Raw genomic sequence first — 26,668 nt, 5'->3', positions numbered from 1 at the left:
CTATATACCACTGACCAAACACTACCAGAATGACCAGTAAGGGTACGCAATTCTTTTCCCGTTGCTACCTCCCAAATTTTGATAGTTTTGTCAACACTACCACTAGCTAAATAGCGGCCATCGGGACTATATACCACTGACTCAACCCAGTCAGAATGACCGTTAAGGGTACGCAATTCTTTTCCCGTTGCCACCTCCCAAATTTTGATAGTTTTGTCAACACTACCACTAGCTAAATAGCGGCCATCGGGACTATATACTACTGACCAAACCAAGTCAGAATGACCAGTAAGAGTACGCAGTTCTTTTCCCTTTGCTACCTCCCAAATTTTGATAGTTTTGTGCCAACTACCACTAGCTAAATAGCGGCCATCGGGACTATATACTACTGAGTGAACTGGGTAACGATGACCAGTAAGAGTACGCAATTGTTTTCCGGTCGCTACTTCCCAAATTTTGATAGTCTTGTCATAACTCCCACTAGCTAAATAGCGGCCATCGGGACTATATACTACTGAATAAACACTACCATAATGACCAGTGAGGGTTTTATAAAGAGATGGATTATCTACTAAACCAGAAATCAAAAATTGAGGACTAGCAGGAAAATTTTTATATTTTAAATAACCATAACCTTGCATTATTCCGACTCCTAATAAGAAAACTCCACCAATCGCAATTAATCCACTTCTCAGATTATTCTTTTTAACCGGTTGTGCTGGTGTTTTTTTGGGTACAGGTAAGGGTGAAACTGGCGGAGAAGGATTAATCTTAGGAATAACTGGCGATTGTTTTTGAGTTACAACAGGCTGCGGATTTGGTGCTGGTGGAGATGGTCTATTAGGAGTTATAGGAGGTAACTTTAATTGCCGTTCAATCTCATCCAAACGCTGTAAAATTACCCTAGTATTAGCCGGTCTATTCTTGGGCAATCTTCCCATTAACTCGTCAATAAAATCCAACAATAACGGGTGAATATTTTCCGTTTCTTCTCGCCAAGATAAAACATCATTAACCGCATCATAAATTTCTAAAGGATGTTTTCCGGTTAATAAATGCACAAAAGTTCGTCCTAAAGCATGAAAGTCTGATTGAATCACTGCTTGACCATGTTGTTGTTCATTGGGTGTATATCCAGCTGAGGTAATACCTGTTACCTGTTGACCTTTTACCTTTTGATGATAGGTTTGGGTTTCTTCCCTTGCTGTGCCAAAATCAATTAACACCAACTCGCCACTATTCCGCAGCATAATATTAGGGGGTTTAATATCTCGATGCAGCCAATTCTGTTGATGAATTTTATCGAGAATTAAAGTAATTTCTCTCAGCCATTTAAAAGCCCGTTTTTGACTTAATTTATCATACTGCTTTAGCCACTGTTCTAAATTAATCCCCTCCACTTTTTCCATAACTAAACAGTGTAATATTTTCCCCTCCCTCGTGGAATATTGAAAATAGGCATCTGCGCGAGGAACACCGGTGACATTTTGACGACTTAACTCTAATAAAACGTCATATTCTCGTTTAAATAATTCCACTGCCTTCGGTTCATTATTCCATTTTTCTTGTAAGACCTTGAGGATTTTGGCTGTAAAACCCTCAAAAGCCTCATAAACAACCCCAAAACCGGTCGTATCACTCAATAACCGACTCACCCTATATTGACCATTTAACAACAACTCAGAGCCGCAACTTTGACAGTAACGAGTATTCGAGTTATTATTACTCGGATGGTCTGGTTGATAACAATTGGGATTAATGCAGTAACAGGGTTTCATCTCGGCTATCAGTTATTTTATTGGGTGAATAATTGCAAGTTTTCCCTTACCTGTCTTTGAAGGCATTTTATCATAAGTCAGTAGTAGTAGTAGGGTGCGTTAGCGATAGCGTAACGCACCAAATTAAATTAATCCTAGGTGTGGTGCGTTACGACGGATTGTTAGATTCAAGTTTAAGCAGAGATTGTCGCCGTCTAACGCACCCTACTGCACTGTTTCAGCTAATTTGGTGTATTAGAAAAATGCTATAAATTCTATAATCTAAGACTTTAAGCCGAAATCTATTGCCCTATTTCAGTTGAAACAGTCCACTACATTTTACTCTGCTTGACAACCCATCCCCTGAACGATTATGAGCAAACTGAGTTCTGCCTGAAGACACTACTCTTCTGTTGCTTCAATCTTAGCAGCTTCTCTTACTTGCTCGTAATATTTTGCTCTAAGAACCTCCAATTCTTCTTGATATTTAACCCTTGGAATTTTATCTTCTAGGATAACTAACTCAGCATCAACAACAAAGTAAAGTCCAGCTTTACGTTTTACTCCAACCTCTTTCCCCGCTGATTGAGTCGCTACCGCGCCAGCACCAGTAACCCCTATACCTATAGCCATAATGTTTTTCCAAAAAGAGTCACCAATGTTGACGACCCCTAAAATGCTAGTTATTGCAGTTAAAGTCAAGCCAGATACCGTTAGGCCTACTTTCCAGCCTTGATTAATATTTTTCCTATTGATAATCGTACCTGTTCTAAAAGTGTTAACTTGAGTCACCAACTTTTTCTTTTCTTCTTCGGATGCTAATACGATTTGTCCTTCATTACCCTCATTAGGACAGGCTGGCACGATTTGTCCTTCGTTAGAGACAGGTTCTACAGAGATAGGCTCCATTGAACCAAGTATTGGCTCGTTGTTCGGATCAGGGGACGGTGTGATTTCAGGTGGCATAATTTAGTTACCAAAATTTCCTAAGCATCTAAGCATCGGGAGCATCTCATTTATGCAAGTGAGTAATTATACTTGTCCCTAAAACTGGTTTCTGGCAAGGCTTTTAAAATAGCTTGACATAAAACCTGATTTAGGGGTTACAAAGGTGAGATGCTCCCTAAGCATTAAGCATCTTACTCAATATTTTTTCATGTGTTATGATCATCTTCACCAAAATCAATCGTAACCATTCAGTAGTAGTAGGGTGCGCCCTTCGATAGTAACGCACCAAATTAAATTAATGATAGGTGTGGTGCGTTACGACGGATTGTTAGATTCAAGTTTAAACAAAGATTGTCGCCGTCTAACGCACCCTACATCTTACTAAACTGGGATAAGCCACTCTTGAAAAAGGGGACAATTATTAATTATTATTAAAAGTGTATTTACTAATTAACCAAAATACCAGTGAAACTAGCTCAAGCTCAGACGATATTAACAGACACTTTAACCGTATTTTGGGGAGAATGGCTAGATTTACGCGCGAGAGTCCTTCAGATCGCCGCCACAGGTTTAGTTTCTCCCCTAATCTATATTATCGGTTTCGGGTTGGGGTTGGGAAGCGCCCTCGATCGCTCGATGAAACCCTCACTCGGCGATTCTTATCTAGAATTTATTTTACCCGGAATGGTGGCCCTGTCCTCAATGGCGATCAGTTTCGGGGGAACCACCTTTTCGATATGTGGCGATCGCTTATTTAGTAAAACCTTCGAGGAATTATTATTACTTCCCGTCCATCCCCTCTCATTATTTTTAGGCAAAGTTTTCGCGGGAATTTTGCGCGGTGTAATGACTTCTGCATCAGTGATTCTCGTTGCTATCTTATTTACAGGAAAATTTGTCAGTTTTCTCAATCCCCTCTTTTTATTAGTTTTAATCTTAAATTGTGCCGTCTTTGCCGGTTTAGGGGCAATTGTCGGATTGCGAGTTACATCCCTCGAAAGTGTCGGTCTGTATAATAACTTTTTAATCGTGCCGATGTCTTTTTTAGGAGCAACTTTTTTCGATCCCCAAACCTTACCCTGGCCATTAAAAATTATTGTTTATTCCTTGCCCCTCACCTATGCTAGTCTGGGATTAAGATCCGCAGCCTACGATATAAATCAATTTCCTTGGTTCGCTATCCCCATTTTATTAATCGTCGCTATTCTTCTCTCGATTGTCGGTGCTTATCAATTCTCCCATCAACGGGATTGAATCAGTAATCAGTTATCAGTTATCAGTTATCAGTTAAGTACCCAGGCAAAATTAATTAAACATATCTAACTACCTCTTGCCTTTTGCCTCTTGCCTTTTGCCTATCTTCACTAGGAAATTTATTTTACACGACTACTTATCTCCTGACTCCTGACTCCTATCTCCTGACTCCTATCTCCTATCTCCTGACTCCTATCTCTTATCTCCTTTTTCCCTTGAATAAATATATCCTTTTTTATAAACCCTACGATGTATTATGTCAGTTTACTGATGACAATAGTCGCTCGACTTTAAAAGATTATATTCCCATCCCAAATATCTATTCTGTCGGTCGTTTAGATAGGGACAGTGAGGGATTATTATTACTCACAGATAACGGTCAATTACAGCATCGTTTAGGTCATCGTCAATTTGCTCATCCGCGCACCTATTGGGTACAAGTCGAAAGAATTCCAGACCTAAACGCTTTAGAAAAATTGCGTCAAGGTCTTCCTATACAGGATTATCGCACTCGACCGGCAATAGTTAATTTACTAGATTTTGAACCGGATTTACCCCCCAGAGAGCCAGCGATTCGTTATCGAAAATCTGTTCCCACCGCTTGGTTAGAAATTACCTTAACTGAGGGGAGAAATCGTCAGGTAAGACGGATGACGGCTGCCGTTGGTTATCCCACTTTAAGATTAATTAGAACAGCTATTACTATTGACAAAAACAATAAATTATGCTTAACAGGATTACAACCCGGTCAATGGCGAGAAGTGACTGAAAAAGAGAGAAAAGCCTTGGAAAGGTTATAATTTCTGTAAGTAACCTTGACAATCAAAGTTGAATGTATAGTTTGGGACTTGATCAAATTACCCACAATTATCTATAATCGTGAATATTAAACCGAAAGACAAATATGAAAGTTAAAATTAAAAATCTTGGCATTTTAAAACAGGCAGAATTCAGTCTAGGCGACCTCACAATTATCTGTGGTCGTAATAATACAGGTAAAACTTATGCTACCTACGCTTTATTCGGTTTTTTAGACACTTGGCGAAGACTATTAACGGGACCAAGATTTGGCCTCAAAGAAAAAATTGAGCAACTACTTTCTGATGGTGTAATTAGTCTCGATCTACAGGAGTATGTTCAACAGTGTGAAAGTATTCTTACTACAGGCTGTCAAAGATATGTTCGACAAATACCTGAAGTTTTTGCGGCCAACGAGGAGAGGTTTAAAAATGTTGATTTTCAGATAGAATTAAATTTTGACAATATTCAATTTCAAAATAAGTATGAAAAGAAAATTAATACAGCAACATCGGAAATTATCTCGATTAGCAAACATGAAAATGAGCCTTATTTATCCATTACATTATTAACAGAAAAAGAAAAAATAAATCTGCCAGTGCATTTTCTTGAAGACATCATTTATAACATTATACAAGATATAATTTTCTCTCAGTTTTTTCCTAGGCCATTTATTGCCAGTGCAGAAAGAACAGGAGCGGCAATTTTTCGCAAAGAGTTAAATTTTGCTCGTAATCGTTTACTCGAAGAAATTAGCAAAAATAGCAATTTTAATCCTAGGGAACTGTTATTTAATGTTTCTAGGGATTATGCGCTACCGGTCAAAAAAAATGTAGATTTTACTAGACAAATAGAAACAATTGTCAAAAAAACTAGCTTTATCGCCGAAAATCATCTCAGTATTTTAGAAGATTTTGCAGATATTATTGGTGGTCAATATATGATTACTAGCAATGATGAACTTTATTACATTCCTAAAGTAAAAAGACAAGGAAAAAGACTTAGACTATCGATGGATGAAAGTTCTAGTGCTGTACGTTCTCTTTTAGACATTGGCTTTTATTTAAGACACGAAGCTCAAATCGGAGATTTGTTGATAGTAGATGAACCTGAATTAAATCTCCATCCAGAAAATCAACGCCGTATCGCTAAACTTTTCGCTCGACTGATCAACATTGGTATTAAAGTTTTTATCACTACTCACAGTGATTATATTATCAAAGAAATAAACACATTAATTATGCTCAACCATGATCAACCACACCTGAAACAAATTGCCGCAGAAGAAGGCTATAGACAAGAGGAATTATTATCGGCTAATCAAGTTAAAGTCTATATTGCTGAAGAAGATTCAAAGATGTTAAAAGGACAAAAAAGAAAGACCAAATTTCACACTTTAAACCCCGCTAAAATTGATCCAGAAATGGGTATTGAGGCGCGTAGTTTTGATACTACTATCGAAAATATGAATCGTATTCAAACGGCTATTATTTGGGGTGAGGAGTAATGTCTGATATTGCTATCCTCAAAGAAATGATTAGCAAGTGTGCGATAGTAGAGTTAGAGTATAAAAAAGAGTACAAACGAGATATTTATTTACTGAAACTGACAGAAAATCAAGATAACTATTCGTTTGTGATTAGTGGAATGCCTGAACCCGATCGAGTTATTGTGATCAAGCTAGATGAGTTTTTTGATGTCCGCAAAATTTTTACTGGTAATAAAGGTGAATGTAAGCGTGCAGATTTTATAATTATCGCTAATACCAATTCTGAAAAAGTTATCCTTTGTCTGGAAATGAAGAAAGGCAGAGATTCTAATTCATCGATAATTAAACAATTAAAAGGAGCCAAATGCTTTGTCTCCTATTGTTGTGAAATCGGACGCTTATTTTGGAATCAACCCGATTTTCTTCAGGACTATCAATATCGCTTTGTTAGTATTAAAAATATCAGTATTTCTAAAACAACCACCAGCAGCCGTAAATCCTCTCAAAAAAATGAGATTCATGATCAACCAGAAAAAATGTTAAAAATTTCCGCTAAAGCGAAGCACTTTCAAGAATTAATTTAGTCCTATAGCTTGACATTATGACTGATTTAATCTCGATCGAATAACGATCTTTTGCCGAGAGTGCCGAAAGAGCCTTATCGATGCTCATTTTTAAAAACTTCAAACACCTGCCGGCTGAAATATTTTAACTTATCAGCCACCTTAGGAGAAGGTTGATAATTGCCGACTAATTGCCAATTTTCCACCGTAGATAGTCGCCAAGCGGTTCCTTGATGGTTAAAAGCCTGCATTTCTAAGCCAATCAAACGCTGATGCTGATCCTCGCTATCGAGATGAAAACGAATTTGTACCAGAATACTGCGCCCTTGAATTCTGGGACTCCAACCGGGAAAATGGAAAGCGATATCGATCGAGTCGGGATCCGTTAACTCCCTTGTGTGGGGATCGTTGCGCCAAGGTTTCAGATCTGCCTTTGCATCGGGGAATTGTTGTTTAAACAGGTTGACGAGTGTGGCGATCTTCGCCGTTAATTCTAATCCTTTTGCCTGTTCCGACGCATTCATGCTCACCTCTGATAATTGCTTATAAAGTAACTATTTATACAGTTTAGCCCTGCTTTTTGCGACTATTGGAACAATTATAACGATATTTTCTCGATCGAGTCCAAAATGCCGCACCTGTCAATCAAGATAGCCGCTGCCAAAAAGACAAAATCAAAACTAAACTAGAAAATAGGATAATCGACAGGAACAGTATTTTCTATGAATCCCCAAGAGTCTCTATTACAATCGATCGAAAAATTAGGCTATCGGGTTACGGTGGGTGATGTGGCGGCAAAATCGGGTTTAGAGATTAACGCCGCACAACAGGGATTATTAGCTTTAGCGGCGGAAGCGGGGGGACATTTACAGGTAGCAGATACGGGGGAGATTATCTATCTTTTCCCCGAAAATTTTCGGTCGATTCTTCTGAATAAATATTGGCAATTGCAGTTAAAAGCTTTCGGGAGTAAAATCTGGAAAGTAGTTTTTTATGTTATTCGCATTTCCTTTGGCATTGTTTTAATTATTTCGATTTTAATCCTCTTGTTTGCTATTCTGGCGATCCTGATAGCTTCAATGTTTAAAGATAGTGACTCGGATAACAATTCTGGAAATAACAACATTAATATTAACTTCTTTCCCACGGACTTTTTCTGGATTTTTTATCCCGATTTTGGTAATAACTACTACGAAAGAAGAGATCGGGAAGTTAAGGCAGACAAACCCCCTGGTAAGATGAATTTTCTCGAGGCAGTTTTTTCTTTTCTTTTTGGCGATGGCGATCCTAATTTTAATTTAGAGGAGAGACGCTGGCAAGTTATCGGTAAAGTAATTCAAAATAATCGTGGCTCGATTATCGCTCCACAAATTGCCCCCTATCTCGATAGTATTACCCCCAGTCAGGAGGAGACAGAAGATTATATACTCCCAGTTTTAACCCGCTTTAATGGGTTGCCGCAAGTGTCCGATCGAGGCGATATTATCTATTATTTTCCCGATCTACAGGTGACAACTAAAAAGAGAAAATTACAAACAGTTTCGCCCTATCTAAAGGAAAAACGCTGGAAGTTTAGCGAAGCAGATAGTGGTCAAATTATCCTAGCTTTAGGTTTAGGGGTGGTTAACTTTATCCTCGCTTTAGTTTTAGGATATTTGCTCAACAGTGATAGTGTCGATTTGAGCGGTTCTCTGGGGTCGATAGTCACAGGGATCTACGGTTTTCTCCTCAGTTATGCTGGTGCTTTTTTGGGGATTCCCCTCGGTCGTTATTTCTTTTTACAGTGGAGAAATGAGCGAGTTAATCAACGCAATCAACAGCGAGAAAAAAGAGCAGATCTATTAGCCCAAAATAATCCTGAATTAGAGCAAAAACTGGCCTACTCTCGTCAATTCGCTGACCAAAAAGTGATTACAGATGCTGATATTAGTTATTCTACCGATCAAGACTATCTCGAACAAGAGATCGAGCGATCGGATAAAATCGATCGAGAATGGCAAAAACGCTTAGAATCCCCCGATTCCTGACTCCTGACTTGAAAGAGGGTGTGGGGTGTGGGGTGTGGGGTGTAGGGAGATGGGGAAGTGGGGAAGTGGGGAAGTGGGGAAATGGGGGAATTATGAATTGGGAAATGGGGAAGTGGAGTAGTGGGGTATTGGGGGAATTTCAACTAAAACCCCAACACCCTAAAACCCTGACAGGGGGACAAGAAGGCTGAAATCCATATAGCATAAGCTTTTCATGGTTTTAGCTCGAAAAAGTTCGCCGCACCATCTCTCACTTATTAATAATAATTCCTAGTAAGCTCGCTCCTATCTCTAATTCTTTCGTTAGCTTTTTGCCTAGAATCGCTAGATCTATTTCTAGCGAGAGAAGCCAGAAGCCTTTGTTGGCAAGTTTTCTAGCTCGCTTGTCCCCCTGTCAGCCTAAAACCCTAAAACCCTAAAACCCTATCTCCAGACTCCTGAATCCTGAATCCTGACGACCGACTCCTAACCCCAGCAACAAACTTTTTGCCACAAACCCTAACTTAAACGATCGAGAGTGCGATACTGAATTGCTTCGGCAACGTGGGAACTTTTCAGCATTTCACTATCTCCTAAATCGGCAATGGTGCGGGCAACTTTGAGAATGCGATCCATTGCCCGGGCTGATAAACCCAATTTTCGGATTGCCCCTTCTAAAATATGGCGACTGCTATCATCAAGAGCGCAAAAACGCCGCAAATGCTCGGAATTCATCTCCGCATTAGAGCGAATCCCCGTATTCTGAAAGCGATCGCTGGCCTTTTGCCTGGCCCCTTCTACCCGTTGCCGCACCTGCTCAGAAGCTTCTCCCCGACTCTCTTGGGTCATTTCTTCTGGTTTCAGGCGATTTACCGTCACTTGTAGGTCAATACGGTCTAAAAGCGGTCCCGATAATTTCGCCCAATACTGTTCCCGTTGTCGCGGGGAACAGCTGCAAGGTTGCACCGAATCGCCGTAATAACCGCAGGGACAGGGATTGGTACTGGCCACCAAGGTAAAACGGGCCGGAAAAGCGACAGAAAGACGAGTGCGAGAAATGCTCACATAACCATCCTCTAGGGGTTGCCGAAGATATTCCAAGACACTGCGCTTAAATTCCGTTAATTCGTCTAAAAATAAAATACCCCGGTGGGAAAGGGAGATTTCCCCCGGTCGGGGATAAGTGCCGCCTCCCACCAGCGCCGCTCCGGAAGCGGAGTGATGGGGACTGCGAAAAGGACGCTCGCGCACCAGAGAACCTCGATCCTTCAGTAATCCGGCGACGGAATGAATCTGGGAGACTTCTAGGGATTCGGCAAAGGTCAGCTGGGGCAGAATTCCGGGTAAACGTCGCGCTAACATGGTTTTACCGCTGCCCGGTGGCCCGACAAAAATTAGGTTATGACCCCCAGCTGCGGCAATTTCCAGGGCCCGCCGGCCAATTGCTTGACCTTTAACATCCTTGAGATCGGGGAGATTTACTCGCGATCGCCCAAATTCCTCGGCAGCGTTAAAAGTCATCGGTGAATGGCGATCGGGTTCATTTAAGAAATTTACCACTTCCGATAGATGACGAAACCCATACACTTGTACGCCTTTAACCACAGCCGCTTCTTTGGCATTATCGGCGGGAACCACTAAACCCTTGATCCCCATTTTTTCGGCGGCGGCAGCAATGGGTAAAACCCCCGCCACGGGACGCAAACTACCATCGAGGGATAATTCACCTAAAAAGAGAAAATCCCCCAATAAATCGGCTTCTACCTGTTCGGAAGCCCCTAAAATGCCGATACTAATCGGTAAATCATAAATTGGCCCCTCTTTGCGGATATCGGCGGGACTTAAATTGATGACAATTTTGCGGATGGGAAAGGCAAATCCGGCATTTTTTAGGGAAGCTTTTACCCTTTCTTTCGACTCCTGCACGGCGGTATCGGGTAAACCCACCACGGCAATTCCGGGTAATCCCCCCGATACATCCACCTCTACCCCGATTTTAATGGCATCGATGCCGATAATTGCCGCACTCCAAACCCTTGCTAACATTTTGGCTCAAGTAAAAATAAAGTGAGTTCTTAGGAAAATGAAACAGGATGTTAGGCTAGTTTTCCGCATAAAAATGATTTTATCTGGGAATTTACCCTGAAAATCAGCCTATTTCTCGGGATAACCTAGCCAGAAAAGCTGAGAGCTTAATGGTATAGTTGAAAAAAAAGGCAATTTGTCTATGAGCGAGACTATTTTTAGCAAAATTATCCGGAAAGAAATTCCCGCCTCGATCGTCTATGAAGATGATCTGGTTCTCGCTTTTCGAGATGTTAATCCCCAAGCACCCACCCATATCCTCATTATCCCCAAAAAACCGATTCCGAAACTAGAGGAAGCCAGCGACAGCGATCGAGATTTATTGGGACATTTGTTACTAACTGTTAAAAAAGTGGCCGCCGAAGCTAAATTAAGTCAAGGTTATCGAGTAGTGATCAATAATGGGGAACATGGGGGTCAAACCGTCGATCATCTTCATGTCCATCTCTTAGGCGATCGCCCAATGGCTTGGCCTCCGGGTTAAACTCCTGTTATTTTCCCGTATTTTTGGGCAATTATAGGGCTAGAAGCGTTCTTTTCCGAGTCGGTCTTCTCGATGTTAAACCCATGAATAGGTCTATTTCTGCGATCGCTTTGTCCAGCACCCTGCTGTTATTTCCCTTCACCCCTACGACTCTCGCTCAATCGGAATGCTTTCTCCAAAGAGCAGATGGACAACACATAGATCTTAGCCGTCTCTGTGGCAGTTCATCCAGAAATAGGAAAAATTCCCCGCAAGTTTATCAGCTACCGATTCAACGCCGGGTTAACGGCATTCCCACGGTGATGGTAGTTTTTAATCACCGTCACTATTATGAAATGCTTTTTGATACAGGTGCTAGTGGTATCGTCCTCACCGATGCCATGGCGAAGGCGATGAAAGTCAAACGGGAAAAGGAAGTACTCGCTCATACCGCCGGCGGTGTCGTTACGGTTTATCTTGGTCGCATTAATTCTGTTAAAGTTGGTCAGGTGGCTTTATCTAATCAGATTGTTGGTATTTCTCCCCAAATGGAAGGATTAGGACTCTTGGGACAAACCTTTTTTGGTTCCTATGATGTCACGATCAAAAAAGATGTGATTGAATTACGTCATCGTCCATAGTCTGACGGGAAAAATGCTCGCTTTTCTGACTCTAATCTAAAGTTCCTCGCTGTATTTGTTCCCGTTCGATTGCTTCAAATAAAGCCCGGAAGTTGCCTTCTCCAAAACCTCTAGCGGCATGACGTCGCTCGATTAATTCAAAAAAGAAAGTCGGCTGGGAAAAAATTGGTTTAGTGAAAATTTGCAGTAAAGTCGGCTTTTCTGGGAGGGAATGACTATTTTGTTCAAAATCGATGAGAATTTCCTGTTTTTTAATTTCTAACCATTCCCAATCAGCAATATTAAAGGCTTTCTTTTGATAGTTAATTTGCTGATAATAACTGTTGGGAACTGATAAAAATTCTACTTTTCTTTCTTTTAATTTTTGAGTTAATCTTAAAATATTTTCTGTTTTTAAAGCAATGTGTTGAATGCCAGATTTTTGATTAATATCCAAAAATTCTTGAATTTGAGAACTGTTACTGTCTGGCTCATTAATCGGTAATTTTAATTCAGTTTTAGGGTGAACAAGTACCTGAGAATAAAGACCAGAACGCTCCGTTTTAATAGTAAAAGTTTGCCTTTTTTTAAAGCCTAGATTTTCCTCATACCAATTGGCTGTTAACTCTAAATTCCCCTGAAAAACATTTAAAACTAAGTGATCAATTGCCAGAATATCCTGATTATCTTGTTCCCTACTATCATACTCAATCAGATTAGGATCGGCTAAAATTGGCGTGATTCCCTGCCTTTCAATTAACGTATGTTTGAGTTCAGCAATGCTAGAGATTTGACAGCTTTTTATCTTACCCCTAGCCAAAACAGTTTCCTGAATAAAAATGTCCTGTTTAATTCTCCTAGCTAAACTGTCTAAATCCTCCACTTGAAAAGCTACATCAGCCACTCCTTCAGGATATTTACTTAAAAATTCCGCCACGGGACTAAGGGAATTTAAGGGAGAAGATAAGATAAAAATAATCTGTTTAGTTTTATCTTTTTGGATTCCATTGCCAACTATTTCCGTGTGCGTGTGGAGATTAACTAAACTAGCGATCGCCTGAAAATCCATCACCCGCACCAACCAATCTCGCCATTTTTTGGCCGATTCTACATAAAAATGAATATGATCAACAAACATAGATAAAGTCAAAAAAGTGGTTGAGTGTTAGTAAGTGGGGAGTGGGGAAATGGGGAAATGGGGGAGTGAGGAGATAGGGTAATTTCAACTAAAACCCCAACACCCTAAAACCCTATCTCCTGACTCCTGACTCCTGACTCCTGATGACTAAAAAAAGAGATGACTATCGGGTTGAATATTAATTTCCATGGGAACGGCTTGGGGTTCAGCATTCATGGCAAAATAGATAGCATCGGCGGCGGTTTGAGCGGTTAACATCTTAGTGCGATCAACTTTTAAGCTCACCTGATCCCAAAAAGGAGTATCGACACCACCAAAATAGAATAAAGTCATTTTAATACCATAGCGTTTTAACTCATCGGCCAAACATTTACTAAAACCGACCACCCCGTATTTAGAAGCACAATAAGCGGCAGCCATAGCCATAGAATGCTTACCTAAAATTCCCACCACATTACAGATATGACCAGCCTTATTTTCCTTCATCACATTAGCGGCAGCCTGACAGGTATAAAAACTCCCCTTCAGATTGAGGTCGAGCATTTTATCTAAATCTTCCGGCGTGATTTTATTGTATTGTTTCATCACACCGGCTCCGGCCGCATTAACCAACACATCCAACCGGCCGTAATGGGAGACAATTTTTGCCATCAAAGTTTCCACCTGAGTGGGATTGGTGATATCCGTCGGCACAATTAAAGAAGGACAAGACAACTCACCAGCTAAATTAGATAAATTATCGGCATTTCTGGCCACTAATACGAGTTTATGACCATTAACAGCTAGTTTACGCGCTAAAGCGGCACCGATACCCCCTGTAGCGCCAACAATCAGGACAACTTTTTCGCTCATAATTATTGATAATTCTTTACAAATCTTATTGTAAACTGTTCCAACTGGAAAATCATCGCCGGACCTAACCCCTTGATTAAGGGTTGGGGAGTTTGGGGATAGACAGGAACATGGATGCGATCGAGTGACCTGGGACTATTAGCGGGTAAATTATACTAAATTCGTTGAGTATAGGCTACTTATCAGGATAAGCAAAAGGTTTCGACGGTGAGACTTCGGCGTGATATCAGGCTTCCAGTCAGTAGCTATTGAGCCTTCAGCAGCTCGTCGCAGTAACCGGATTCTTCCTTGCTAATGATAATCAACGATATTGGCAGTGGCAAGTACGATTCTGGACATAAAAACCTAGTTCAACAATTTTCCCCCGATAAACCGCTTATTTAAACTTTATATAGAGTTTGACAACATTTGAAACACAACTTAACATAAGTTTACATCCTAAAACTAAACACAACATTAAGTTAGTATTTCTTAGCATTCATCGAGAAGGCGAAAAAATTTGTCCTAAGTTGTTTTGACTCATCCCCTAACTACTGACTAAGAAAACTACTTAACAGAATCTTATGGTATCCCTTTTGATTGCTAGTTTTCTGGCGTTGTGATATTGCCTAAAGGCTAAGGTGAAAAATCATCAAATTTTTCCCTAACCAAAAATGCTTTAAAAAGCTTGGTCAATGTTTATAACTATTGGCCTGACATTTTATTGAAAAGACCAAATTGGAGGTTTGTAACTAATGACAACTTTTACTGGAACTATATCTAACGACAACTTTGTGGGGACCAGTTTTAACGATACTTTGATCGGTAGTCGCGGCAACGACACATTTAATGGTGGCAGTGGTTTTGACACTGCTGACTACAGCAATCTTCGCAGATTTTTTTTCCTCCCACAGAGTATTACTATTTTGCCCACAGGCGGAATCTTGAAAGGTAGTCTCGGCATTGATCAACTGACTTCTGTTGAAAGAATTATTGCCAATCCTTTTGCTAGTAATAATTTAATCGATGCTTCCACGGCCGCTGCCCCCTCATTTATCGATGTTGATCTCAGTACCTCCCGTTTAACCGTCAGAAATGTTCCTTTTCTTGGTACTTTAAACTTTACTGTTATCAACTTCGATGATGTCTCGGGAACTAATCAAGATGACTTGATTAAAGGTGATAGTCAAAATAATCTTTTGCGAGGAAATGGAGGCAATGACACCTTTTTCGGCACGACAGGAAACGATACCCTTAACGGTGGAACAGGCAATGATACCGCCGACTATCGCGGATTAGGAACAGCGATTACTGTCAAACCGACGGGAATCGTTGAGAAAGGCTTGGCTGGGGTCGATGATACGATCAGTATGGAGACGATTATTGCCGATCCTCTGGTGGGCGGTAATACTATTGATTCCAGCACTGCTTCGTTGGGAGCTTCCCTTTCTATCAATCTCTCCACGGGTGCGGCTTCTGTTTTTGGTCCTTTTCCCACCATCAATCGGACTTTTCTCAATTTTGATGATGTCATCGGGACTAGCGGCAATGATACAATTATTGGCGATTCTCAAAACAACATTCTCAACGGTAGTAGCGGAAATGATCTGATCAGTGCTAGTGGCGGTAACGATACTCTTGTGGGTGGTGCTGGGGCAGATACTCTCACTGGAGGAACAGGGGCTGACACTTTCATCTACGATTCTCGTTTTGAAGGAGTAGATTTGATTACTGATTTCATCTCTATTGATCGAATTAACTTAAGATCTTCTGGTTTTGCGGGATTATCTCTCGGTAGCCTCTCCGCTAGTCGCTACGGTGAAGGTAACTCCCTGTCTGTCGCCGCCGGTGCGGCATTTTTTGCGGGGTCTCTCTTTGGTGCGGCAATTTTGAGTGTTGACACGGCTGCAGGGGTACAGGTATGGTACACAAGTAATACTTTTAATACCCTCCTATTCGGTACAGATGCTAACCTTCTCGCCACCTTAAGTTCTACCTCTACCAGTCTGGCTACACTTAACCAAAGCAACTTCAGTGTAATTGCCTAATATCTAAATTTTTCAATCTAAGGTAAGAGCTTGTACTGTTTCAGTACAAGCCTTTTTATTGGAATCCCATAGAGCTTTAACCAACTTCTGATAGGATAAACCGTGACAATGTAAAGAAATTTTTATGACTGTACTGACCGAAGGAATCGCGCCCCACGGTGGGCAATTAATTAATCGTATTGCTACCGCTGCCGAAAAAGCCGAATTTCTGGCCCTAGCTGAAAAACTACCGCGAGTTTCCTTAGATGAACGAGCGCTTTCGGATTTAGTTATGATTGCTATTGGTGGTTTCAGTCCCCTCAAAGGCTTTATGGAACAGGACGACTACGAAAAAGTCGTCGATGATATGCGTCTAATCAATGGTTTACCCTGGGCAATTCCCGTGACTCTTTCCGTTAGCGAAGAAGTGGCGGATCCTCTCAAAGAAGGCAACTGGATTCGTTTAGATGACAGCGAAGGCAACTTTGTCGGAGTCCTGGAACTAACCCAAAAATACCGTTACAATAAGGCCCACGAAGCAGTTAACGTCTATCGTACCGACGATCAGAAACATCCCGGGGTAAAAGTCCTCTACGAACAGGGAGAAATTAACCTCGCAGGTCCAATATGGTTACTTCAGCGCGATCCTCATCCCCAGTTTCCCAAATATCAGATCGATCCTCTGCAATCGCGCAAAATGTTCCACGAAAAAGCTTGGAAAACGATTGTCGGTTTCCAAACCCGTAATCCCATCCACCGGGCCCACGAATACATTCAAAAATGCGCCCTAGAAGTGGTAGATGGTTTATTCTTGCATCCCCTTGTCGGCGCTACCAAAAGCGATGATGTGCCGGCCGATGTGCGGATGCGTTGCTATGAGATCATGATGGATAAATACTTTCCCCAAGATCGCGTTATTCTAGCTATCAACCCCTCAGCTATGCGTTACGCCGGCCCCCGGGAAGCAATTTTCCACGCTATTATCCGTAAAAACTACGGTTGTACCCATTTTATCGTCGGTCGTGACCATGCCGGAGTCGGCGACTACTACGGAACCTACGATGCCCAGTATATCTTTGATGAGTTCGAGCCGGGGGAATTGGGAATCGTGCCGATGAAGTTTGAACACGCTTTCTACTGTACCCGCACTTCGGGAATGGCAACCACCAAAACTAGCCCCAGTTTACCGGAAGAAAGAATCCACCTTTCGGGAACCAAAGTCCGGGAACTGCTGCGCAAAGGAGAATTACCACCTCCAGAATTCTCCCGTCCAGAAGTGGCTGCCGAATTAATCCGCGCCATGCAAGGATCATGAACATAACTAGGCGAGAATTGATCCAGCAGACAGGTTGGGGGTTGCTGACTTTGGCGATTAGTCAAGGGACAGTTAACCGTCATTTGGCTGCTCTCGCCGCCCCTAATCCCCGAAAATTAGCTTTTTTAGTCGGTATTGACCAGTATGGGGCGAATATTCCGCCGCTGCCCGGTTGTCTTACCGATGTGGAGTTACAAAAAGACCTTCTCCGTTATCGTTTTGGCTTTCAGGATGCTGATATAGTGACTTTAACGGGACAAAAAGCCAGTCGAGAAGCGATCGAATCGGCTTTTTTAGAACACCTGATCGCCCAAGCCAGGGCGGGGGATGTGGTAATTTTTCACTTTAGCGGTTATGGCAGTCTTGGGGCCGGAAAAGAGGTTTTTATTACTGCTGATGGGGCAGAAAATGCTTTACTTAAGGAAAATATTCTGCTGATGGCTCGCTGTCTAGCTACGGATAAGTTTAGCTTGGTTTTTGATAGTAGTCATCTCCCCCAACCTCAGCCCTATCTCGGTAATCTTCGCGTTCGTTCCTATCCCGAAACCCTGACTGATCTTAACCCCGCCGAATTAACTTTCGCTACCGATATTAAAACCCGTTTTAACCTCAAAAATAAGCCTAGTAACGGCGTTATTCTCGCTGCCGCTAAACCGGAGCAAATCGCCCTGGAATTGAGCGGTAATAGCCCCAATGCTGGCTTATTCACCTATGATCTCACCCAGTATCTCTGGCAAGCTTGCCCCAGTCCGACAATTGCGATCGCTTTTCCCCATCTCCGTAATCTTGTCGCTAGTCACAGCAGTGAACAACAGCAGCCGGCAATCCTAACCAGTAATCAAAAAAATAATTCTGCCCCGCCCTATCATACAACGTCAGAAAAGTCAAGGGGTGGGGCGGCAATTGTTACAAATCTTATTGATGAACGCACCCTAGAAGTCAATCTGGTCGGCCTGCCCTTAGAAATCCTAGAAAATTACGGGATTAACTCCTGTTTGAGCTTTATTGAGGCGACTGGGGAGGAAATCAGCCTACAAATTCTCTCCCGTCAGGGTTTAAAAGCCAAAGCCCAGTTATTATCACAAACCGCCTCCCTAGAAATAGGACAGATTCTACAGGAAAAATTGCGGGTTTTTCCCAGTCAAATTGGTTTAATCGTCGGTTTGGATAGTAATTTAACCCGGATTGAACGGGTAGATGCCACCAGTACCTTTGCCAGTTTGCCCGATGTGGCCGCCGTGGTTAACATTGGTGAACAAACGGTAGATTGTCTCTTAAGTCGAGTTGGTAGCGAAGAAACTGGCAATTATCAGTTATTATCTGCCAATGGCTCCCTAATTATCGGTAGTTTAGGGGCGGCCAACGAAGCCATTAAATCAGGAATCAAACGACTGCAATCGCAACTAGAAAGCCTGCTGGCCCGCAAATTGTGGCACTTATTGATCAATCAAGAATCCTCCGGTTTAGCCGTCATTGTCACCCTAGAAAGCCTCGATCAAACCTATATCTCCACGGTACAAACCCAAAAAATCCCGGGTAGCAGGGGGACTAATACCGCTAAAAATGACTTAATTCTGCCCGTCGGGACGGAAATTCGCTATCAAATTGAGAATCAAGAAGAACAACCCCTCTACGCAATGATCCTTGTCCTCAACAGCGATCGCCAACCGCTTTTATACTGTTCCCGTTCAGAAAACCCCGATAATTTCAGCAATTCCAGTCCATTAGCCCCCTTTGTCGTGGCCGCCAAAACCAAGGCCACCATCCCCAATTCCGGGCAAGGGCATTGGAAAATTAGTCAACCCAAGGGCATCAGAGAGAATATACTGATCCTCAGTCGCCATCCTTTCCCGAACACCTTGACCCTTCTCAATGCCACTCAAAGCCTCAAGGGAGAAGCCAGCCAACTGCTCACCCTGACTAACCCCCTAGAAATAGCCAGAGCTTTCTGGAGCGATCTAAAATTAGATTTAGGCTTAAAAATGGATAATTCTGGCAGTGTCATTGATGAATACGCCTTTGATCTGGGAACTTGGTCAGGTTTCCGGTTTATTTATCAAGTTATCGACTAAATCGATAGAATAATTCTTATGGAATCCTTGAAAAGAAAAGGTTAAAATCCTAACACAGCTACCCCTAAATTTCCCGATGAATCTTCTGCCCCGGACCACCCAAAGCCGTCTCAAAAAAATTCCACAAATTCCCAGTGTTTGGGAAGGAGATCGTCGTGCTTTATCCTTATCGGAGAGAATGCCCCGGGCCACCCTAGAACCAAATCAAGAAAGCGGTGGCGAGTGCGTGATCTGGGTGGATGGTAGCGAGGGCTGTGTACGCGCTATGGAAGTAGTTTCCCCCGAAACCGGACCGGAGGCCATGGTGAGAACCTTAATCCGCGCCATCGAAACACCCCAAAATCCAGCCCGGCCAGCCAGACCGAAAAAAATTATCGTCCGTGATCGAGAAACACAGTTTTTTCTGCGCGGGGTACTACAAGATCTCGATATCACCATCGATTATGTCCCCAATTTGCCCCTGATCGATGATCTCTTTCGTGGATTCGACGAATTCCAAAATAATCGTCCCCCGGCAATTCCCCCCGCTTGGCAGTCCGCTTTAGTGAAAACCGCTCACGAAATTTGGAAAGCTGAACCCTGGTCCTGTTTGGCCGATTACGATATTTTGGAAATTAAGATTGATCGCCCCGATTTCCCGCATCTTTACGCCTGTGTCATGGGAATGCTCGGTCGGGAATACGGAGTCATTCTCTATCGTTCCCTAGCATCCCTCAAACAATTCCGGCAGTCCGCTTTAGAAGAAAAATCGATGGAAAGATTAGAAAAGGCCTTTCTTTCCCAAGATTGTTGGTTTTTAAGCTACGAATTGGCCGATGATGATGAGGACGATGATGAGGATGACTACGATCTGGCCTCGGCTGCCCCTTCCCAGATTCATCCAGTTTTCGGCAGCGTGCATCCCTACGAAGGTATTCGCCCCTACTTGGATGAAGAAGAAGCCATCACGGTATATTTAGCTTTAATAGCTCTGTTGCGCTTTTTTAAAGGCAATCAATCCGCTTTATCCGAAGAACCGATCGGAGAATTACAGCGTCGTTTTCGCATTCCCCTCGATCCCGAACAAGCAAAAGGGGAAACCGTGGCCGTGACGGTGGCCACGATGCCCGATCTATGTGCGGAATTTATGCAACTCTTAGAGGAGGAGGACGACGATGAGGAGGATGATGAGGAAGAATCCGTACTCAAGGAAAATCTAGTCCCTGATAATGCACATCTGAGTCTGGGAATGGTTCCCTGGCAATTATTAGATAAAATTCGCAGTCGTCCGAAAATCCATTATCAACCCCAATCCGTACCCACAAAAGGGGAGGGTTTCCCCGTGGTCATGATCCAGACCTCCCGACCGAAAGCCAAGGAAATTATCGAAAAAATCGAACAAGCTGGCGGTTTGGCGGCCATTGGTTTTAACCCCGGCGAAGATCCCTTAGAAGATACCCGTTATGATCTGGGGATTCTGAAAATGGCTAACGGTGATCTCTATCTGTTTGGGGAATTCGAGCAGGATGATCCCGACCACCGTAATGCTCGCCGCAATTGGCAAAAACGCATCAAAAATACCGAGGGTTATTGTGGTTTGATTATTGCCATGGGGGTAACGGGTTCCTCCTGCGGTAATCCCCAATTAAACGATATGTTAGCCCTCTACGAGGCAAAATCGATCGATAGTAAAGATTTAGACTTGGGGGTTTTGACTCTTATGCCTCACTTCGGTTAATTTGAACCGGCAGCGGCGCAGCTTTTTTCAGTGAACAGTAATCAGTTTGCTTGGCAAATTCATTGACATACTCCCACCGTCAAGCTGCGCTATGAAGTGTAGAAATATGCCCATGACGAATCGATTTTTACCGCCGCGCATGGGCAGAAATTCCCTTAATGGGTAGGTCAACTTCGATCAGTCGTTTAGGGTAGGTCATCATGGTTAAAATTCTACAATCTCGTTAAAAAATCCCACTCCTCAAACCAAGTTGAGCGATCAACGCATTCTAATAAAGCAATAAAATCCTGCTCAATATTAAACGCTATATTATGAGGGCTGATCACCTGATTGATAATTGCTTGAACGTCATCTTTTTTGGCATACTTGTAAAAATCCCGTGTATTCAAAATTTGATTGAAATAGTTGCGATAAGCAGTTGATAATTGAACATCATTTTCTGGAATTGACCTATCATTTGTACCCAACATATCATCACTCTTAAGCTTATCCCGAATAGAGCGGCATTGATAGATGATTTGTTCAAATGCCTCATTATCATTGAGTAATTGCTCTAATTTGGGATTCATATAGTTCAGATAGGCTTGTTGAAGACCTTGAGCAAGACTTACGGCATCCACTGAAATCGAATTTTGCTGGTGACTTAACCACAGAAAAAGTAACCTACCTAATTTATCAAAATCTGTCAATAAAATAGATTCAAACGTATATGCACTTGGGATATAAGTTGGCAAATTAAACCGATTATTTAAATTATTTATAATTAGATTTTTATGGTCGTCATTTAAGAAATCTCTATCAAAAATTAACACAGATTTTTGCCATAAATTCTGCTGATTTTTAATTAACTGAAAAATCTTTTTATAACTAGGTAAATCCTTAAAAATTTGAGAGACTCCGCCCATCACCCAGAAAGAATATTTTTTTGTATTTATACCAATAGTATTCTTTTGTAATAACGTATAAATTGCTTTTGCATCATCCTGACCTTCGACAAAAATGATTTTATCCGCTTCAACGGCATTAATAAAATCTAAACCATTACTATTCCCTAAAGAACTAATAATAGGATTTAGCGCAGAGGGATAAATTCCTTTAAAGCGTGGCTCTACGAAAAGTTCTTGTTGAGATAAAGCATTATAATTATATTGAGGTCTATTTTCCAGATGAAATAATTGATGTAAAGAAACCTGTCGAATTAAACTTTCATTATGAGTTGTTAAAAAGATTTGAGTATTTGTCGAAAATCTAAGAACCGTATCGATTAAACGTTTTTGAATATCCCGATGAATATGACTATCAGGCTCATCAAATAAAATTAAGTTTAGGTCTCTAGTTTTTTCTGGTGCGTAAAGATTCAATAAAATAACAATAATTTGTAACGTTCCACTTCCCAATAGAGAAATATCTTTCTCAATGTCTTGTGACTCAATTTTATAATCAATCACTGATTTTATATCTTTTTTGATATCACTTTTAGGAAAAAACTCAATTCTTTTCTCGTTGTTAAAGAGAATATAAGATAAATCTCCAATAAAATTATCGTAAAGATTTTCATTTCGAGTTGTATCATAATAAAGATTGTATAAACGATTACGAACAACTTCAACAGACTCTCTTTTTTGAATAGATTCAATAATTTGTGGACGAGTCACAAATCTCTCCTCAGTTCTGATGGTGGCTACAGGAGAGGCAAAAGATGCACTAATAGGGTTGGGAAAATTTTCAAAAAACTCATTGAATCCTCTAAAGTTATATTGGTTATAACTCAAAAGCTCAATAACATAATTTAAACCAGAGGTCTTGATAGAAAAACCAATTTCTAAATTTATATCTACTTTATTTAAGTTAATAGATAATTCAATAGGATCGGTTGTATCACGTTGATAAAAAATATCGTCAATATTTGAACTTCTAACCGTTTTAATAGTTTCGTAAGGAAAATATTTTTCTGTTGTATGACCGAGAATATAATCACCTTTTTTGTATAACTCTTTATATCCTTTGCCCGCTTGCCGAATTAGCTTATTAAAACACTCATGCCAAAGAGCGATCGCCTCTAGCAAATTGGTTTTTCCTGAATTATTAACCCCAGTAAAGACATTAAAATCAGGATCTAAATCTACGGTAACATTTTGAAAAGACTTAAAATTTTTAATCTGAATTTTGCTGATCTTCATTCCCGTTCATCCTGCCGTAGAATTGCCTCTAGTCCAAGCTGATAATGTTCAATGCTTGTAACAGGTTGCCGTCCTAGCGTAACCGCATCTCGAATGACATAAACTTCCGACATTGTCCCACAGTTAAACACCACATAGAGCCAATAGTCCCGCTTTAATCGTTCGGCTGTTTTATACTTATCTCTGATGCTAACACAATTGGGAAGTAGGTTAGCCCAATTAAATCTATAGCAGTTTTCATCAGAATGAGGTATGGGCAAGGAGCTTAAACCCTTTGTTTGCAAAACTTGTCGACACCTCACTAACGTGAAAAGTGCTATAATTCGATTGAAAAAGCGAAACCCAACAACCCCAACGCTTACTGCTTAACTCTCAAAGTAATTGGCTGATAGCATTTTTCTTTATTCGTGGCAGGCATCCTACTCGCATCTCCCACCCCCCCTTGTCCCTCCGATGTCGGGGGGGGTCGGGGGGGCAAGGGGGGGGGAGAGTCCGGCCTCTGGGTTTTCAGTGGAGACATTGAGAATCTAAGCTGTCTCGTTGAACAAGGAATTTCCGATAGTGATAGGTCAAGAATCCCCCGTCACAGCGTAGCTTGACGGTGGGAGTATGTCAACCAAGTGCCTAAGACAAGCTGTATCCCTAACAATCAAACTAGGGTCCTTGTGAGGTGAAAGTCTCATGCACGGTTCTGAAGGGGGGGGATGGAGGCGACTCCATCCCCGACCCCTAACACGCCAGCTTCAGAAGATTCTTGTCACGCGATCAGGAATCTACTAAACAAAGAAGTTGGAAACAGGGATATTGCCAGTGGGTAATGTGCCGGTAATGCCTGTAACGTTAACCAGTAAGTCATTGGCATTTTGGAAACCAGCAACATTATCATTGACAATAATATAGGTTCCGGCTATCCCAACAGTGGTTACTCGAACCAGGGCCGCGCCATTAATACCAAGTGCTTGGTTTCCAGCTAAGGCACCATTGGCATCGGTAAAAACAGCATTCACGACGTCGTTTAAAGTGGTAGCCGCAGAATCGGCAGCACGACTAAAGGCAGCGGGGGCAGGCAGCACACCTCCTGCGGCACTGAGCAAATCAATTTTGTCGGAGTTGATCGCAAAATCAGTGATCCGGTCAGGGTTAGCGACAGTAGATTGGGAAAATTGGAAGAGGAAGACATCGTTTCCTGCTCCCCCCGTCAAGGTATCGAGTCCAGCACCACCATTAAGGGTATCATTGCCCCCAGAACCGTTGAGAAGGTTATTGGCCGTGTTGCCCGTGATCACGTTATTACCTGCGTTACCAGTACCGTTAATGGCGGCTGCTCCCGTCAGTGTCAAATTTTCCACGTTTGCGGCTAAAGTCGTGGTGACAGCGGCCGTGAGAGTATCGGTTATCGTCGTGGTAGCTGCCGTCTGCGTACCAAGAGCAGCATTAGTAGGAGAAGACAGAGTTAAAGTAAAGGTCTCGTCTGCTTCATTAAGGGAATCATTGAGAATGGGAATGTTGAGGACTTGACTAGTAACACCAGGGGCAAAGGTTAGAGTTCCAATGATGGCGGTGTAATCCGATCCCGCGGTTGCTGTACCGTTAGCAGTAGCATAGTTAACGCTGACGGTTTGGTTGCTTGCTTGGGAAAGAGTGACGGTGTAGGGGGCATTTTGAGAAGTGGTCAAACCCTCAACAATGGTCTGACTCCTGGGGTTAAGTGTAATCGTGGGTAATTGATAGTTGCCAAAATTAACATCAGTCAATTTTTCCCCTACTTTCAAGATCAAAGCGTAGGGGGTGCTAGGGGAGGTTTGGAGCCAGCCTGTTTGATTCACTTCTCGGATGGCATATTCTCCCGGTCCCAAGTTGGTAAAGCTGTATTTGCCGTTAGCGTCAGTAACTGTGGAAAGTTCCCAAGGATCTAGTGTTCCATTGGCAACACTATCAATGTAAATTGTCCAACCGGCTAGGGCTTTTTCACCTGCCTCCCAGATGCCATTGGCATTTAAATCTTCCCATTTACTGCCTTCGATGCTTCCAAGTGGAGCTGCGCTTTGAAGTGGAGTTGCTGTGTCTCCATTTTGAAATTCACTTTGCAGTGCCAAGTTCGCTGCCTGCTTTGCTCCCAGCAAGAAGGTTTTATCCCCCGTCACCAGAAAATCAAAAGCCGCCCCATTTAAAAAAGCGCCTTCAGCAATACCAAATTCTCGTGCTGTTTTGAAAGCGTCTGCGACTGCGTTGGCATCTTGTTTCGCTAAAGTTTCTAAGGAAATAAACTCCTTGGGAAAAGGTATAGGTTCGGGATCGGGTGTAGGCTCTATAATAACTATAGGTGAAATATCTATAGGTGATACAGTTGTGGACTTGGTCAATGTAGTCAAAAATGTGGTTGTTTGAAACAGAGATTCGCCCTTGCCAACTCGCCAACTGTCGGCAAACGTTGTATGTATTGTTTGAACAGAGGGATTAGGATCTAAGACTGTGCCATCACGCAGAGCAAAATCATTGCTGCTATCACCATCGCCATTACCTAAAAGCCCTTGTAGTGAGCCAGCGCGATCATCAGAAGGATTGACAAAAACATCAACGTAGCTTCCATTGTCCGCGGCGATGACGACATCGTTGTCCTCGGCTGTGGAGAAATTACCGTCTAGTCCGGCATAGGTGAAAGTGTACTGATTCCCTGATCGCTGGATTCTCGTGTTACCAAACAATGCACTGCCGCCACTGCTTAGATTATACGTTGCTCCATCAACTTTTAATTCTTGGCCAATGGCAAGCTCTGAATCATAAACAAAAGTTTTGCCGTCTAGTCTGATCGCAAACGCTGTATTAACAGAAACTTGAGCACCTGTGTACCAGGGTTTTTGAACGGTTTGCACTTGAAAATCATCAGTTAGAGACTTGACATAAATGAACGTTCCAACTGCTTGCAAATCATAGGGTTTGCCATCAAAGGTAGAAAGATGCACATCACCCCAGCCGTGGCCTTGACCAACTACCGGGCGGGAGGTAAAAAAGATCGAGAAATCTTGACCTGTAGAAACCGGAACAGAGCCGAGTGTACCATTAACGAAAACATTAAAACTGGTGTCCCACGGGGAAATACTCCACCATGGAAGATAAATTTGCTCTATGTACTCTACAGCACCAGCGCCAGTGATCAAATCCACGCCAGCGCCACCAGCAACAGCGTCAGTGCCGACAAAGCTAGACCCACCAAACCATGCGGCATTAAACGCAGTATAAATCGTGCCTGTGGTCGTTCCTTGTAGCCCACATTCCGCACCCTCAACTGTCACAGATCAAAAAAGCCATTAAAGTAGTACATAATAACTAAAATTAATTCAAAGGTTAAAAGGGTTAATGAGAATATATAGCATTAAAAGGGGTATGGAGCGAGAAAGAGAAAAT

20 protein-coding genes and 1 pseudogene are annotated in these 26,668 nt (G+C 42.1%); 12 read left to right on the top strand and 9 right to left on the bottom strand.

The genetic code is table 11. From position 1 onward, the window contains the following. Together IM485_RS06385 and IM485_RS06380 are read right to left on the bottom strand one after the other, a co-directional pair. The coding region (locus tag IM485_RS06385; RefSeq protein WP_287742029.1) for a serine/threonine-protein kinase at positions 1-1,778 on the bottom strand (1,778 nt) is incomplete at its 3' end. 381 nt (positions 1,779-2,159) lie between these two features. Then, positions 2,160-2,723, bottom strand: coding sequence for a hypothetical protein (locus tag IM485_RS06380; RefSeq protein WP_287742027.1), 564 nt, complete (start codon positions 2,721-2,723; stop codon positions 2,160-2,162). Positions 2,724-3,170: 447 nt separating this feature from the next. Here IM485_RS06380 and IM485_RS06375 point away from each other — a divergent pair, with 447 nt between their 5' ends. The 4 genes from IM485_RS06375 (at position 3,171) to IM485_RS06360 (ending at position 6,830) form a co-directional block, all read left to right on the top strand. After that, on the top strand, positions 3,171-3,959 hold the full coding sequence (locus IM485_RS06375) for an ABC transporter permease (RefSeq protein ID WP_104395812.1): 789 nt from the start codon (positions 3,171-3,173) through the stop codon (positions 3,957-3,959). Between the two features lie 215 nt (positions 3,960-4,174). Then, positions 4,175-4,759 carry a pseudouridine synthase gene (locus tag IM485_RS06370; protein WP_287742025.1) on the top strand — a complete coding sequence of 195 codons (585 nt, stop codon included), beginning with the start codon at positions 4,175-4,177 and terminating at the stop codon, positions 4,757-4,759. Between the two features lie 104 nt (positions 4,760-4,863). Beyond that, positions 4,864-6,264, top strand: a complete 1,401-nt coding sequence (locus IM485_RS06365; RefSeq protein WP_104395813.1) for an AAA family ATPase — start codon at positions 4,864-4,866, stop codon at positions 6,262-6,264. Next, positions 6,264-6,830, top strand: a complete 567-nt coding sequence (locus IM485_RS06360) for a hypothetical protein (protein ID WP_287742024.1) — start codon at positions 6,264-6,266, stop codon at positions 6,828-6,830. The genes IM485_RS06365 and IM485_RS06360 overlap by 1 nt, the downstream gene beginning before the upstream one ends. Before the next feature lie 74 nt (positions 6,831-6,904). On the opposite strand, the gene IM485_RS06355 is transcribed toward IM485_RS06360, so the two are convergent. Next, entirely contained in the window at positions 6,905-7,333 is a 429-nt protein-coding gene (locus tag IM485_RS06355) for a Tery_1686 family protein (protein ID WP_002743840.1), read from the bottom strand. 198 nt (positions 7,334-7,531) lie between these two features. Between IM485_RS06355 and IM485_RS06350 the strand changes: the two genes are divergently transcribed. Continuing rightward, complete coding sequence (locus IM485_RS06350) at positions 7,532-8,836, top strand: hypothetical protein (RefSeq protein WP_287742023.1); 1,305 nt, start codon at positions 7,532-7,534, stop codon at positions 8,834-8,836. Between the two features lie 498 nt (positions 8,837-9,334). Here the strand turns inward: IM485_RS06350 and IM485_RS06345 are convergent, their stop codons facing one another. Beyond that, positions 9,335-10,861, bottom strand: a complete 1,527-nt coding sequence (locus IM485_RS06345) for a YifB family Mg chelatase-like AAA ATPase (RefSeq protein ID WP_104395816.1) — start codon at positions 10,859-10,861, stop codon at positions 9,335-9,337. 181 nt (positions 10,862-11,042) lie between these two features. Between IM485_RS06345 and IM485_RS06340 the strand changes: the two genes are divergently transcribed. Continuing rightward, the gene (locus IM485_RS06340; RefSeq protein ID WP_002803707.1) at positions 11,043-11,384 is read left to right on the top strand and encodes a histidine triad nucleotide-binding protein; all 342 of its coding nucleotides are present in this window, start codon (positions 11,043-11,045) and stop codon (positions 11,382-11,384) included. A gap of 83 nt (positions 11,385-11,467) precedes the next feature. Further along, complete coding sequence (locus IM485_RS06335) at positions 11,468-12,004, top strand: retropepsin-like aspartic protease family protein (RefSeq protein WP_104395818.1); 537 nt, start codon at positions 11,468-11,470, stop codon at positions 12,002-12,004. Positions 12,005-12,035: 31 nt separating this feature from the next. Here the strand turns inward: IM485_RS06335 and hppD are convergent, their stop codons facing one another. Next, positions 12,036-13,121, bottom strand: a complete 1,086-nt coding sequence (gene hppD / locus IM485_RS06330) for a 4-hydroxyphenylpyruvate dioxygenase (RefSeq protein ID WP_104395819.1) — start codon at positions 13,119-13,121, stop codon at positions 12,036-12,038. 147 nt (positions 13,122-13,268) lie between these two features. Beyond that, positions 13,269-13,973, bottom strand: a complete 705-nt coding sequence (locus IM485_RS06325; protein ID WP_104395820.1) for an SDR family oxidoreductase — start codon at positions 13,971-13,973, stop codon at positions 13,269-13,271. Between the two features lie 734 nt (positions 13,974-14,707). Between IM485_RS06325 and IM485_RS06320 the strand changes: the two genes are divergently transcribed. From IM485_RS06320 to IM485_RS06305, 4 genes are all read left to right on the top strand, one after another. After that, complete coding sequence (locus tag IM485_RS06320; protein WP_104395821.1) at positions 14,708-16,000, top strand: calcium-binding protein; 1,293 nt, start codon at positions 14,708-14,710, stop codon at positions 15,998-16,000. 124 nt (positions 16,001-16,124) lie between these two features. Continuing rightward, a complete protein-coding gene (gene sat, locus IM485_RS06315) occupies positions 16,125-17,294 on the top strand; it encodes a sulfate adenylyltransferase (RefSeq protein WP_002739877.1) in 1,170 nt (389 codons plus the stop codon). Beyond that, the gene (locus IM485_RS06310; protein ID WP_287742011.1) at positions 17,291-19,366 is read left to right on the top strand and encodes a caspase family protein; all 2,076 of its coding nucleotides are present in this window, start codon (positions 17,291-17,293) and stop codon (positions 19,364-19,366) included. Before sat ends, IM485_RS06310 begins: the two co-directional genes overlap by 4 nt. Before the next feature lie 76 nt (positions 19,367-19,442). After that, entirely contained in the window at positions 19,443-21,083 is a 1,641-nt protein-coding gene (locus tag IM485_RS06305) for a DUF6930 domain-containing protein (protein ID WP_287742009.1), read from the top strand. Between the two features lie 212 nt (positions 21,084-21,295). On the opposite strand, the gene IM485_RS06300 is transcribed toward IM485_RS06305, so the two are convergent. Beyond that, entirely contained in the window at positions 21,296-23,263 is a 1,968-nt protein-coding gene (locus tag IM485_RS06300) for an ATP-dependent nuclease (RefSeq protein WP_287742008.1), read from the bottom strand. Further along, positions 23,260-23,523, bottom strand: a complete 264-nt coding sequence (locus IM485_RS06295) for a protein NO VEIN domain-containing protein (protein ID WP_147071944.1) — start codon at positions 23,521-23,523, stop codon at positions 23,260-23,262. Before IM485_RS06295 ends, IM485_RS06300 begins: the two co-directional genes overlap by 4 nt. A gap of 225 nt (positions 23,524-23,748) precedes the next feature. Here IM485_RS06295 and IM485_RS06290 point away from each other — a divergent pair. Then, positions 23,749-23,862: pseudogene (locus IM485_RS06290) on the top strand (zinc ribbon domain-containing protein); the annotation flags it as partial. Positions 23,863-24,039: 177 nt separating this feature from the next. Here IM485_RS06290 and IM485_RS06285 read toward each other — a convergent pair. After that, the gene (locus IM485_RS06285; protein WP_287742004.1) at positions 24,040-26,556 is read right to left on the bottom strand and encodes a Calx-beta domain-containing protein; all 2,517 of its coding nucleotides are present in this window, start codon (positions 26,554-26,556) and stop codon (positions 24,040-24,042) included. Positions 26,557-26,668 lie beyond the last annotated feature (112 nt).

This window comes from Microcystis sp. M169S2, from assembly GCF_020245865.1.
Classification (GTDB): domain Bacteria; phylum Cyanobacteriota; class Cyanobacteriia; order Cyanobacteriales; family Microcystaceae; genus Microcystis; species Microcystis ichthyoblabe_A.
The sequence above is the reverse complement of the archived record's forward strand: the minus strand, read 5'-3'. Positions and strand labels throughout refer to the sequence as shown.

Coding starts and splice junctions, on each gene's coding strand:
- IM485_RS06380 (WP_287742027.1), bottom strand. CDS start 2,723: ATGCCACCTGAAATCACACCGTCCCCTGATCCGAACAACGAGCCAATA.
- IM485_RS06365 (WP_104395813.1), top strand. CDS start 4,864: ATGAAAGTTAAAATTAAAAATCTTGGCATTTTAAAACAGGCAGAATTC.
- IM485_RS06360 (WP_287742024.1), top strand. CDS start 6,264: ATGTCTGATATTGCTATCCTCAAAGAAATGATTAGCAAGTGTGCGATA.
- IM485_RS06355 (WP_002743840.1), bottom strand. CDS start 7,333: ATGAATGCGTCGGAACAGGCAAAAGGATTAGAATTAACGGCGAAGATC.
- IM485_RS06350 (WP_287742023.1), top strand. CDS start 7,532: ATGAATCCCCAAGAGTCTCTATTACAATCGATCGAAAAATTAGGCTAT.
- IM485_RS06345 (WP_104395816.1), bottom strand. CDS start 10,861: ATGTTAGCAAGGGTTTGGAGTGCGGCAATTATCGGCATCGATGCCATT.
- IM485_RS06340 (WP_002803707.1), top strand. CDS start 11,043: ATGAGCGAGACTATTTTTAGCAAAATTATCCGGAAAGAAATTCCCGCC.
- IM485_RS06335 (WP_104395818.1), top strand. CDS start 11,468: ATGAATAGGTCTATTTCTGCGATCGCTTTGTCCAGCACCCTGCTGTTA.
- hppD (WP_104395819.1), bottom strand. CDS start 13,121: ATGTTTGTTGATCATATTCATTTTTATGTAGAATCGGCCAAAAAATGG.
- IM485_RS06325 (WP_104395820.1), bottom strand. CDS start 13,973: ATGAGCGAAAAAGTTGTCCTGATTGTTGGCGCTACAGGGGGTATCGGT.
- IM485_RS06320 (WP_104395821.1), top strand. CDS start 14,708: ATGACAACTTTTACTGGAACTATATCTAACGACAACTTTGTGGGGACC.
- sat (WP_002739877.1), top strand. CDS start 16,125: ATGACTGTACTGACCGAAGGAATCGCGCCCCACGGTGGGCAATTAATT.
- IM485_RS06310 (WP_287742011.1), top strand. CDS start 17,291: ATGAACATAACTAGGCGAGAATTGATCCAGCAGACAGGTTGGGGGTTG.
- IM485_RS06305 (WP_287742009.1), top strand. CDS start 19,443: ATGAATCTTCTGCCCCGGACCACCCAAAGCCGTCTCAAAAAAATTCCA.
- IM485_RS06300 (WP_287742008.1), bottom strand. CDS start 23,263: ATGAAGATCAGCAAAATTCAGATTAAAAATTTTAAGTCTTTTCAAAAT.